The organism is Enterococcus canintestini (genome assembly GCF_001885735.1).
GTDB lineage: Bacteria > Bacillota > Bacilli > Lactobacillales > Enterococcaceae > Enterococcus_C > Enterococcus_C canintestini.
The window spans coordinates 1-12,407 of sequence record NZ_JXKG01000011.1 but is presented as its reverse complement, the minus strand read 5'-3'; the positions used below and the strand labels follow the sequence as shown (position 1 = coordinate 12,407).

12 protein-coding genes and 1 riboswitch are annotated in these 12,407 nt (G+C 36.1%); all 12 genes read right to left on the bottom strand.

The window, feature by feature from the left end:
* Positions 1 to 146: 146 nt before the first annotated feature.
* Positions 147 to 1,487: a M20 family metallopeptidase gene (locus RU96_RS07600; RefSeq protein ID WP_071864941.1), complete on the bottom strand. Its 1,341-nt coding sequence runs from the start codon at positions 1,485 to 1,487 to the stop codon at positions 147 to 149.
* Positions 1,488 to 1,668: 181 nt separating this feature from the next.
* The gene (locus RU96_RS07595) at positions 1,669 to 3,171 is read right to left on the bottom strand and encodes a YfcC family protein (RefSeq protein ID WP_071864940.1); all 1,503 of its coding nucleotides are present in this window, start codon (positions 3,169 to 3,171) and stop codon (positions 1,669 to 1,671) included.
* Positions 3,172 to 3,752: 581 nt separating this feature from the next.
* Positions 3,753 to 4,346 carry an ECF transporter S component gene (locus RU96_RS07585; RefSeq protein ID WP_071864938.1) on the bottom strand — a complete coding sequence of 198 codons (594 nt, stop codon included), beginning with the start codon at positions 4,344 to 4,346 and terminating at the stop codon, positions 3,753 to 3,755.
* 131 nt (positions 4,347 to 4,477) lie between these two features.
* A riboswitch (FMN riboswitch) is annotated at positions 4,478 to 4,600 on the bottom strand.
* 52 nt (positions 4,601 to 4,652) lie between these two features.
* Complete coding sequence (locus tag RU96_RS07580; RefSeq protein WP_071864937.1) at positions 4,653 to 5,372, bottom strand: pseudouridine synthase; 720 nt, start codon at positions 5,370 to 5,372, stop codon at positions 4,653 to 4,655.
* Positions 5,372 to 5,956, bottom strand: a complete 585-nt coding sequence (gene scpB / locus RU96_RS07575; RefSeq protein WP_071864936.1) for an SMC-Scp complex subunit ScpB — start codon at positions 5,954 to 5,956, stop codon at positions 5,372 to 5,374. The genes RU96_RS07580 and scpB overlap by 1 nt, the downstream gene beginning before the upstream one ends.
* Positions 5,946 to 6,698 carry a segregation/condensation protein A gene (locus RU96_RS07570; protein WP_071864935.1) on the bottom strand — a complete coding sequence of 251 codons (753 nt, stop codon included), beginning with the start codon at positions 6,696 to 6,698 and terminating at the stop codon, positions 5,946 to 5,948. Before RU96_RS07570 ends, scpB begins: the two co-directional genes overlap by 11 nt.
* 14 nt (positions 6,699 to 6,712) lie before the next feature.
* Positions 6,713 to 7,603, bottom strand: a complete 891-nt coding sequence (gene xerD, locus RU96_RS07565) for a site-specific tyrosine recombinase XerD (protein ID WP_071864934.1) — start codon at positions 7,601 to 7,603, stop codon at positions 6,713 to 6,715.
* Between the two features lie 111 nt (positions 7,604 to 7,714).
* Positions 7,715 to 8,161: a ferric iron uptake transcriptional regulator gene (gene fur, locus RU96_RS07560; RefSeq protein WP_071864933.1), complete on the bottom strand. Its 447-nt coding sequence runs from the start codon at positions 8,159 to 8,161 to the stop codon at positions 7,715 to 7,717.
* Between the two features lie 89 nt (positions 8,162 to 8,250).
* Positions 8,251 to 9,120, bottom strand: coding sequence for a CvfB family protein (locus RU96_RS07555; RefSeq protein ID WP_071864932.1), 870 nt, complete (start codon positions 9,118 to 9,120; stop codon positions 8,251 to 8,253).
* Between the two features lie 31 nt (positions 9,121 to 9,151).
* Complete coding sequence (locus RU96_RS07550) at positions 9,152 to 9,475, bottom strand: AzlD domain-containing protein (protein ID WP_211269905.1); 324 nt, start codon at positions 9,473 to 9,475, stop codon at positions 9,152 to 9,154.
* Positions 9,465 to 10,136, bottom strand: a complete 672-nt coding sequence (locus RU96_RS07545; protein ID WP_379924005.1) for an AzlC family ABC transporter permease — start codon at positions 10,134 to 10,136, stop codon at positions 9,465 to 9,467. The genes RU96_RS07550 and RU96_RS07545 overlap by 11 nt, the downstream gene beginning before the upstream one ends.
* Before the next feature lie 132 nt (positions 10,137 to 10,268).
* Entirely contained in the window at positions 10,269 to 12,179 is a 1,911-nt protein-coding gene (locus RU96_RS07540; protein WP_071864930.1) for a cell division site-positioning protein MapZ family protein, read from the bottom strand.
* Positions 12,180 to 12,407 lie beyond the last annotated feature (228 nt).

Here is a 12,407-nt window from a genome sequence, read left to right as displayed (position 1 = left end):
TATTCTTTATTACTATAAAAATTAGTTCAAATAAAATCAAAATACCCAAACGTTAGAATGCCACTGATATCAAGTAAGAAACAAGCTATCGGTAACTTTCTCCGTTTGGGTATTTGTATTAATTACATTTCAGCATTAAGCAAAATTTATTTTGCACATAAACGATAAATTGATTCTGCGTAAATGTCCATTGCTTTATACATTTGATCTAATTCCCACTGTTCATTCGCTTGGTGCATAAAGTCAGGGGTATCTTCAAACATTGCACCATAGGCAACACAGTTTTTCATCGTCCGGGCAAAAGTTGCACCGCCAGAAATTTCAGGTTCTGACATATCCCCTGTCATTTCGCGATAAGTTGCTAATAAAGTTTTTACTAAAGTAGAATCTTGTGGTACATATAAAGAATCCAACCAATCGAATTCTTCATAAGTTAAATCATATTCTTTAACCTTTTCAGCAATTTTTGCTTCCAAATCTTCTTTTTTCACTGTTACAGGTAAGCGCATATCCACACCAATTTTAGTTTCTGTTGGTGAGATTACTAAGCTGGCAAAGTTCATCGTTAATTCACCTGATTGTTCATCTTGTGTTTTACCGACAACGTTTTCCCCTGTTGCATTTTCTTTGACTAATTTACCCAAGAAATTTAAAGGTGCAAAGTCAACTGATTCACTTAAAGCCATAGCTAGACGTGTAATCGCATTGATTCCTTCTGGCGCATCTTTTGCATGGACACTCTTACCTTGAACGACAACAGCATCGCCTTCCATTTCATAAGGGAAACCTAATTTATCTAAACTTGCTTTGACAGCCTCCACATACTCACCTTCATATGGTGCTGTATCCGGAACAACATTTAATGCGCCGCCAGCATTAACCGCAACTTTGTCTGTCCCAGGACCAACAAGATATGCTTGTAGTAAACCTTTTTCAGCAAAAGTTAGTGGGAAGCTATGGTCAGGGGCGATTCCCGCTGTAGCACTTTCTTCTTTTTCGTTATATTTTTCCATACAACGCCATAAATTTTCTTCATCTGAACCAAAGATAAAACGAATGCGTTGATTAAATTCCACACCACTATCCATTAAAGCTTTAACAGCGTATAGTGCAGCCATGGAAGGGCCTTTGTCATCTTGAGAACCACGGCCATAAATAATTCCGTCTTTAATAACTGGATCAAAAGGATCAGTATTCCAGCCTTTTTGGTCAGCTGCTGGTACAACATCCATGTGACATAAAATAGCAAATAAATCTTCACCTTCACCCACTTCAGCATAAGCATAATAGCCTTCAGGATCTTTGAAAGTGCGGAAACCAATGCCATCACAAATTTCTAAAACTTGGTCTAAAGCTTTTACAACGTTTTTACCAAAAGGATGACCTGCGCCACTATCAGACTCATCTAAAACTGAAGGGACTTGGATCAGTTTTTTTAAAGCCTCCACCGCTTCTTCATGATGTTTTTGGGTAACAAATTGTTTCATACAACTACCTCCTAAATTTTAAAAGCAAAAGGTGAACAACATTCACACTCTTACTATACTACCAATAAATAAGAAAAAGAGAGCTTCAAAAATAACCGAAACTCTCTTTTTAAAACTGAGAAACTCAGTTATAGATATGAAGTTAAACCTATCTTAGCCAACTTTAAGCAAAATGTCTATCTTAAAGTAGTGTTCCAATTGCAAGTAAGATACAAATCGCAACAAACAAAATTGCAATTAATTTGGTAATGTATTTCCACCATTTACCAATATCAATTCGTGCAATCGCAACAGCCCCCATAACAATTGCTGAAGTTGGAGTAATTAAGTTTACTAACCCTGAAGCAGATTGGTAAGCAGTAATTACTAAGTCTTTACCAACCCCTGCAAATTCACCCATAGGTCCAATAATACCCATTGTAGCAGCGGCAAGACCTGAAGTTGATGGAATTAAGAATGACATTGGAATATAGAAAACAAATGTCAAGATAATAAAGACGATTGATGAAAGACCAGAAAGACCTTTTTCACCCCAGTTTAGAATTGTGTCAGTAATCATACCGTTATTCATGACAACTTGAATACCACGGGCAACAGCCACAACAATTGCTACACCGATTAAATCAGAAGCGCCGGTTAAAAATTCAGAAATAAATTCTGATTCTTTAAAGCCATAAACAATCGCTACAACAATTGACATTAATAAGAACAACATTGTAATTTCAGGGAAGTACCATTGACCAAATGGTAACATATCTTTACCAAGTACCATGCCTAAACCCGGTAGACCAGATAACCATTTTGTAAAGTCAGCAAAAATATTGATGCCAAACTCTTCCCATGGAATTAAACTTAAAATCATTAATAAGAACGTTACAATAAATAAAATATTTACATTGCGTTGTTTTTTTGTAACCCCTTCTTGACGATTGATAGCATCAATATCAAAGTGTTTCATGTCTTCTTCACGTTGATTGTAAACAAGGGACTGTGTTGGATCTTTTTCAATTTTAGCTGCGTAACGGTAAACGTATGCAATTGAAATCGCAACTAAAACAACCCACATGATGATACGTAATAACATCCCATCAGCCATTGAAATACCAACCGCATCAGAAGCAACACCAGTCGCAAACGGATTCACTGTAGATGCTAAACACCCAACTTGTGAACCAATCAAAACGATTGATACCGCAACGATTGAGTCAAAACCTACCGCCATCATAACTGGAATTAGTAATGAATAAAACGGAATAGTTTCTTCGGCCATACCGTAAGTTGAACCACCCAAGGCAAAAATTGGTAATAAAATAAAGATTAAGTTCTTTTCACGGCCTTTAAAGCGTTTTACGATTGAACCGATTCCTGCATCTAATGCGCCAGTTTTATTGACGATTCCAAGGAACCCACCAACGATTAAGATGAAAAATGAAATAGAAATAGCTGGATCTGTGGTTTCAGAACCTAGCATCCCTAAAACTGGTGCCATCATCACGTCGTAAAAACCTTGTGGATTTTGAGCCACACGTTCATAGGTTCCCGCTAAAATGTTACCAGCATCGTCCACTTTATAATGACCGGCTGGAATGAACCAAGTCAAAATGGCGATGAATGCAATGATAATAAATAATACCGTGTACGCAGAAGGCATCTGGAATTTTTTCTTCGTTTGCGTATTTTCCATTTTTTCTCTTCCTCTCTTTTCCTATATTTTGTAACTATAAAATAGATTACATAGTTATTTTATCAGAGATAAGACAATCTGGGAAATAATTACACAAGTTTTTTTATCGTCTTTTCGCTGTTTCATTATGTATATTCATTTTATAGTTGACTAATTTGTAAGTAGAACTTGATAGCACGGCTTTTGTTCCACTCCCACAATAATTGTACCGCTAGTTTCTTTTTATAATATGAAAAATACTTACTTGAAAATGCGAAGAATTTCTCTTTATACACTGCCTTTTTGATTATTATACAATTCAGTGCATATACGTTACCTTTATTTTGAAAACGCTTTATCATTTTGCCACTTTTTGTATTTTATTTCATCAAAAAAATCAACTTGTTTTTTTGTACAAAATTCCCCAACAAAAAATTGGCATTGAAGAAATAACTTGAGTAGCAAAAATTATTGTCAGGTAACTTTTATTCATTTATAAAATATTGTTAGCTTAAGAATAGAAAAACGACGGGACTCTTTTAAAATAAAAAAAGGAAAAAGGCTGTGACCACTCTTTGGTCACAGCCTTAAGAAATCTTTTTTTACCCGCAATGTTGTTGTTTACGTCGTTTTTGTTCTAAAAAAGGAAGTAGCTTGGTGTAAATAACTAGAAAAGCAGCACTGACAATTGCTCCTTTTAATAAGTTAAAGGGAACAACTCCAATTGCAATATATTGGGCTAATGAAACACCTAACATTTTATCAGCCGTTAAGCCTAATACACTTAAATAGACAGGTGTAATGACAAAATAATTTGCAATACTCATAAAAATTGTCATAGCTAAAATTCCACTAGTAACACCTAAAACTTTGTTGCCAATTTTATTTTTTCCTTTAAAGAAATAATACATTGGCAATGTAAAAAGTGAACTAGCAAAAAAGCTTGCCACATCCCCTACCAGATTACTTAACTCTAATCCAGTTGTTAATAGATGTAGTAAAGAGCGAATAAATGCTGTTGCAATCCCTGCCATTGGCCCAAATAAAAACATGCTTAGCATCACCGGTATATCACTGAAATCAACTTTCATAAATGAAAAAGCTGGTATAACCGGAAACGCCACATACTGCAAAATAACACCCATTGCCGCAAACAATGCGACAGCCACCATTTTTTGTACCTTTGTGTTCTTCATTGAAATCCTCCTAATTAAGGACCCATCTTCAATCGAACCTTTTTGAAATAATCTTTTTCATATAAAAAACTCTATTTTCCATGCAGGGAAAATAGAGTTAGAGTTATCTGAAATAGGTTACTTCAAATAAGCCCTATCTTCTTTATCCAGACTATACTGTCGGTATCGGATTTGCACCGATTCAACCGCATATTAATGCGGCTCGTGGACTATAACCACCGGTCGGGAATTACACCCTGCCCCTGAAGACGAACCTTTTATTTAATTACACTTACATTATATAAGAAACAAAAAAAATTACAAGTATTAATTCTTAGCTAAATTTAAAAGCTGACTAACTTCTTTTTTGTGTAGTGGACGATATTCGCCTGGACGTAAATTATCTAATGTTAAATTTCCGTATTTTTCCCGTTTTAGTTTTTGAACAGGTAAGCCAACTGCTTGCAACATTTTTTTAACTTGATGATTTTTGCCTTCATGAATTGTCAACTGAATAATTGCAGTTTGTGCTTTAGTATCCGTTGATAAAACATCATAATGGGCTGGGCCATACTTTACTCCTTCAAAACGCAAGCCTCGACTTAATGGACGTAACTGCTGCTTTTCTGGAATTCCTTTGACTTTTGCGACATACACTTTATCCACTTCATGTTTGGGATGAGTTAACTTTTGGGCAAATGCACCGTCATTGGTTAACAACAACAAACCAGAAGTATCGTAGTCCAAACGACCAACCGGATAAATTCGTTCTGTGGTTCCGCTAAAGAAATCTGTGACAACTTTACGGCCCTTGTCATCACTAACAGCAGAAATAACACCCCGAGGTTTATAAAACATGAAATAAACGGGTTCTTCTTGATTAATTGGAACATTATCAACTTCAATTTGATCTTTAGTGCTCACTTTAACCCCTAATTCTGTCACGGTTGTCCCATTAACTTTGACGCGACCTTCACTAATTAAAGTTTCAGCTTTACGACGCGAAGCAATTCCTGCATGTGCGATAACTTTTTGTAATCTTTCCATTATTCTTGTCCTCCATTTTCTGTTTCATTGAAACGGTCAAAAAATAAATCCATTGGGACATCTTCTGTTAACTCATTTTCCATTGCTTCAATATCGGGTAGTTCGGCTAAAGATTTTAGCCCAAAATAATCCATAAAATAATCAGTTGTACCATATAAGATAGCCCGGCCAGGACCATCAACACGACCTTTTTCCTCAATTAATTGTCTTGCAACTAATTTTTGCACCGATCCACTCGATTGCACGCCACGAATCTCATCGACTTCCATTCTAGTCAGTGGTTGTTTGTATGCAATAATTGCCAAAGTTTCTAAGGCGGCTTGCGAAAGACTATTTGAAAGTGGTGATTGGGCATATTTTTTTAGTAAAGGAGCAAATTCTTTTTTAGTTGTTAAGACGAAATGGTTCCCTACTTCTAAAATATGGAGCGCAGAATCACTGTCCTCGTAATAACGCTTTTGTAAAATTTGAATCATTTCATAAGTTTGCGCAGTTTTCGTATTTAATAAATAGCTTAATTCTTCTAAGCCAATTCCTTCGTCGCCAACTACGAATAATATAGCTTCTAATTCACTAATTTTCATCTTTTTCTCCTGTTGCAAATAGGGTAATTTCCCCATAATTTTCCGTCTGACTAATTGTTACACTACCAGTCTTCATTAATTCTAATACGGCCAAAAAAGTCGTTACGACTTCACTTTTAGTATAGCTTTGTAAAAAGTCAGTTAAGCTTTTTCCTTCACTAGGTTTTAAATTCGCTAAGCTTCGTTTAATAGCAGTCATCTTGTCTTCAATCGTTGCTTCATCTGAAGTAATAGTTGTTTCAATTACTTGTCTTTTTTTCTTTTTTTCTAGCATATTATGAAATGCTAGAAATAGATCAATTGTATTAAACTGATTGGCTGGTAATAATGGATTATCTTCTTTATAGTCGTCTACATCCATTGGTTCTTTAGTAAAGTAATCGCCACGCTCTTTTGCCTTATCTGATAGCACTTCAGCAGCATACTTAAACTTGCGATACTCCAATAATTGACTAACTAAAACTTCACGTGGGTCTTCTTCATAGACGTCTTCTTGGGCCACAAGCTCTTGCTTTGGTAAAAGCATTTTTGACTTTATTGCCATCAAAGTTGCAGCCATCACTAAATAATCCCCCGCAACTTCAAGTTCTAGTGTTTGCATAGCATGAATATATTGCATATATTGTTCGGTAATTGCGGCAATTGGTATATCGTAAATGTCGATTTCTAATTTTTGAATTAAATGAAGCAATAAATCTAGCGGCCCTTCAAAAACAGCCAACTTGACATTAATCTCACTCATAAGTTCACCAACTTCTATGCACGGGGAAAATATTGTTTGTAAACATCCGTCATGCGTTTTTTCGTAATGTGGGTATAAATTTGGGTGGTCGAAATATCGGCGTGCCCCAATAGTTCTTGTACCGTCCTTAGATCGGCCCCATTTTCCAATAAATGCGTAGCAAAGCTGTGCCGTAATGTATGAGGTGTCACGGTTTTATAAATTCCAGCCATTTGTACGATTCGTTTCAGATTTTTCCAGATTCCTTGCCGACTAAGTTTAGTACCATGATTATTAACAAAAAGATAGGCCTCTTCTGGGTTTTTTCGTGTTAAATAGGGTCTTGCTTCTGAAAGATAGCGTTGAACCCATTTAATCGCAATATCGCCTAAAGGAACAATGCGTTCTTTGTCCCCTTTACCCAAAGTCTGTAAAAGCCCCATTTCTAAATGGAGATCGTTCAATTTTAAATTAACTAATTCACTTACCCGCAGCCCTGTTGCATACATCACTTCTAAAATAGCGCGATCGCGTAAACCTAGTGTCTGTTTAGTATCTGGTGTTTGTAGCAGTTGCTCTACTTCGTTTAAGCTTAATGTATCTGGCAGTTTTTGTTGCTTTTTCGGTGAATCAATATGCTGCATTGGATCATGATCTGTATAACGTTCTTGACGTAAAAATTGATGGAAGCGGCGTAGACTAGTAATCATACGCGCAATTGTGGCATTAGAGCGATTATCTTCTTTTAGTGTCTGCAAGAAACTAACCACTGTAAAACGATCGACCTCTTGCCAAGCAGTAATTTTTGATTGCTCCAAAAAAGCCAAATATTGTAAAAGATCACGTTGATAACTTTTTTTTGTATTTTCAGATAATCCCCGTTCAATCGTTAAATAATGTAAATAATCGGTAATTTGTTCTTGCATCTTCCACCATATCCTCTTTTATAACATCTCTATTATCATACCAAATCGTAACCGTTTATAACAGAAAAAAAATAAGCTACGCCAAAGCCAATGTCGGACTCTGGCATAACTTCATTTTTTTTGACAATTCTGACATATTCCATGAAAAGTCAAGCGATGATCTTTCACGATAAAATGATATTTACTTTCAACAATTTCTTCTACATCGCCTAATAAGTCTTCTTCAATTTCTTCGATATTACCACATTCAATACATAACAAATGATGATGAAAATGTTGTGCGCCTTCTTTGCGGAGATCATAACGAGACACACCATCATTAAAATTCACTTTATCTACTACATGCAATTCAGTTAAAATTTCTAACGTCCGATAGACTGTCGCTAAACCGATTTCCGGACTTTTTCGCTTTACAAAAAAGAAAACTTCTTCGGCGGAAAGATGGTCTTTTTCATTTTCCAATAAAACCAATAATGTCGCTTCCCGCTGCGGAGTTAATTTGAATCCGGCTTCGTGAAGTTGTTGTTTCACTTTTTTCATTGTAGTTATAGTATCCATGTATCCTCCGCAACCTTTTTTATAATAATTATAAACTAACGTTTTACTATAAAGCTTAGATTATACTTATTATAAGGAAAAAGCAAGAATTATACAAGGTCTGTTTTCTCAATTAGATAAGTAAAACCGTCTTTTTGCTCAACTAATTTTGCTTTTAAGAGATTTCCCATTGCCCGTTTAAATTGGCCTTTACTAATACCAAACATTTCCTTAATTGCTTCAGGATCCGATTTATCGGTGTATGGCATTTTATTTTCTTTTGCTCGGCGTAAATACGCTAAAAGCATTTCAGCATCGTCACTAATCGCTTCATACGCTCTAGGTTTAAGAGATACATTTAAAACACCATCTGGACGAACCCCAATTACACGCCCTGAAACTACCTCTCCTAGACGCGGTTCTTGATAACGTTCGCTAGGATGGATGAAGCCCAGATAGAAATCTTCGGTTAAAATATAAGTTCCGGCAATTTTTAAGCGAAAAACAGTACCGGTAATATTTTGATTTTTTTGTTCTTCTTTTCCTTTTTTGCTCATGGAACGAAAAACTTTTTCCTCTGCTAAAGTGCCCCAAATACGTCCTTTTTGATCGACCCGTAAAGCAACCAATAGTCGATCCCCTTTTTTCGGCCATAATTCTGTTAAAGTAGGCAATTCATCAAGTGAAACGGCGATTTCTTTATCTGGTAAGCCAATATCAACAAAAACGCCCAAATCTCGTCTTGAGGCTATAACTGTCGCAAAAGCGTAATGTCCTTGCCGACTTTTGGGGATTTCAGTGGTGAGGGCATTTTCATGGCGTTGGTTTTGATAAGCAAATCCTGTGACGCTTTCACCTAATTGATGTTCACCTTCACCTTTTGGCAAGCGAAAGGTAACGCCGTTTTTTTGGATAAAATAGGCTGTGTCATTTTCATCTATGACCATACCAGTAATAATAGTAGCTAATAAATCATTCATATTTTTTCTCCTTGTTGCGCTTTGCGCTAAACTATATAACAAGACGGATTAAAGCAATTGCGATTATTCCGACAACTACAATTTTCATCAAGTCCTTCGTATAGTAACCTACCATTAAAGCAGGGATGCTGGCAAGTACTTCTGCACCTTTAATTGTCGGCCAATTTCCTGCTCTAAAATGAAGCAGGCTCTGAATTAACAGCGCAAATAAAATACAAAGGGGTAAATAAGACAAAAATATTTCCGCTTTTGGGGGAAATATTAATTTTTTGGCGAAAAGAAAAGGTAAAATACGGGGAATCCAGGTGACAATACTACAGCCTAAAATGAGAATAAGTATATTACTACTGATCATCATGCGTCACCGTCCCAACTAAGCAACCAATTAAAGTCGCCACAATTACTGCAATTTCAGCAGAAGTAAAACGCATAAATACAATTAAAGTAATACAGACACTCATTAAAACTTGTAACGTTTGCGTTGTTCTTTTCTTCAGAGGTAATTCAACTTGAAACAGACATAAACCTAAAAACATCGCAGTTAAAGCAAAATCCAATCCAAAACGATTCGGATCTGGAATAAATTGTCCCAATAAACCACCCGTGATATTTGCTAGCACCCAAGTAAGATAAGCCGCTATATTCAGGCCATGCATCCAATGCGTTGTTAGAGGGCGTTTTTCTTGGAGGGCTGTAGTTAGCACACCATAAGATTCATCGGTTAAAAGCGTGCCGATTCCAATATTATTTAAGATAGAATATGGTTTAAAATAATTTGTAACAGATAGACTCATCAAAAAATGGCGAGAATTGACCAGAAAGACGGTCAAAATGATAGTTGAAATTGGTGCATGAATAGCTAATAAGCCACAAATAATAAATTGTCCACTACCAGCATAAACTAATAAAGATAATAGTAAAATTTCAAGCAGCGAAAGGCCAACCCCTTTTTCCACGACGCCTGCGGCAAAACCAATTCCCAGATAACCTAACATAGTTGGTACGCAAGCCTTCATTCCATCTTGGAAACTTTCATAGCGCTGTGTTTCTTCCAAAAAAATACCCCCTTCTTTTCGTTTGCTTTTAATCATAACGAAAAAAAGAGGGACTGACAAGAAATCGTCAGAAAATAAATAAAATTCGTTCTTTTATCTAATCGTATGGTCGTTGCCATTGCCACGGAAATAACCCGTTTTACAATTAATCGTAACAATGTAATAAGGCAACGCTTTTTCAGAAATTCCTTTTAATAAGGAAGATTTAGTATTTGTAGCAAATAGATTGTAATATCCTTCGCCATTTTCAATCGTCACAGGCTCTAAATAATAACCACCTGCTACGATATAGCCTCGATCAATACATATTTGAATGACTTTTTCTTTGATTCCGGCATTCCAAACCCAAGCTGGATTACTAGTATCTGCCACAGCGCTCGGATTTGTCGCCATAATAGGGTCGTTATTATTATTTGGATGCATATTAGGTGAGGCTTCTGCCGGCAAACTATTATTTTGTTGTTCGCTTTGTGCTTTTGCCGCTTGTTCTGTTGCTTGCTGTTCAGCTGCTGCTTGGGCTTCTTGTTGTTTTTTTGCTGCGGCAGCTTCTTTTTTCGTTAGAGTGTCATCAACTTTTTTCAAGTTTTCCGTTAAAGTTTTCTTTTGAGCCCCATCAAATAATTTTGCTACGGCTTTTTGAGCCGTTTGATATTGTTGACGTGATACGCTGTCTTTGACTTTGTCATCGGCATAAATGACAGCCATTGCCTTTTTAGCGGCATTTAAGTCATTTAATTGTGACTTGGCATCACTAATAACGTTGTTAATGGCTTTAGAAAATTCGTCATCTGTAGTTAAAGGATCAACGTTTACATCGTCTCCTTTAATTGCAACCGTTGTTTTTACTTGTGAACCATTGACGACAGGACTTTCAAATAAGTTATTTACCGCTGCAACAATCGTCATTTTTTCTTGAAGGCTATTGATTTCATTAGCTAAATCCGTTAGCTGCCCTTTTGTCTCAGCAGTATTGGCTTTCTTTTTCAACTCATTTACTTCTTTAGTTAAGTCTTCAAGTTGTGTATTTGTTTTATCAGCTTTAATAAATTGATGACTTGTATCCGTATAAAAATCGGCGAGTTTTTCTTTGATACTAGTTTCTTGCGCTTCTATTTTTTGTTGTTCTTGACGAGCTTGCGCTTTAACGTTTTGGTCGTGAACATAATAGCCATAGCCGCCACCACCTAAGATAATTGCGGTTGCCAAGAGCACAAATGGCCATTTTTTACGGGGAGCTTTTGTTGTATTACCAATTTCTGATACACGTTCTTCTTTTGAGCTATTAGCTGTCTTAGCTGGATTTGAAACCAAAGACTCAGAATCACTAGCCGTCTCATCATCAACTTTATCAGCTGGTGTGTTTGTTTGACTTATACTAGCTGAATCGACGGAATCATCTATTGCTTCTTGCTCTTCAGTTTCTTCATTTTCGATACTTTCATTTTTAGTTGCAGAGCTATCAATTATCTCTTGGTCGTTTAGTGCTGCTATCTTCGTTTCATTTGAAGGTTCTTCTTCATCTGCTGTTATCTCAGGTTCAATAGGTTGTGACTTTGCAGGATTAGTCTCTTCACTTAGTTTTTCATCATTATCTACACTATTGCCATTTTCTTCTCCAGCTACAATTTCTGGGGATGATTTAGGCTGCTCAGTTTCTAAAGATGCTGCAGGTGTCGTTTCACTTTTTTCAGAAACATCTCCTAGTTTAGGCGTTTCAGGTTCTTCGTAGTCATCTTTATGCTTTTTAATATAGTCAGCTAAAATAGGATTGACATCCGCTAGATCATCTTCTTTTGTCGCTTCATTTAGTGATTCTTCCATCACAGAACCAATGGAGACATCTTTAAAGTCTGACCATTTAACTGAATCATTATTATCAAGATTGTTTTCTTTAATCGTCGCAAGTTTTCCGGCAATATTTTCTTTTATTTCTTCACCACAACGCGGACAAACCATTTGACCATCAAGAGGCTCAAACCCACAGTGGGGACATTTGTTAATCACTGTTTTTCTTGCTTCCTTTCTGCATAAAACTTTGATTTCACATTAGCTGGCAAAATTTCTGCCAAACTATCTAGTCTATTATAAACGTTTCCGCTTAGGATAGGAAGTTAGGATTTTATTAAGAAAATTGAAGTCAGTCAAAATCCATAAATAGCTTTTAAATAGAAATTTAAAGAAATTAAAAAAACTGTTACGCCAATAAAACGGTTCTATAATATTTTGTGTTGG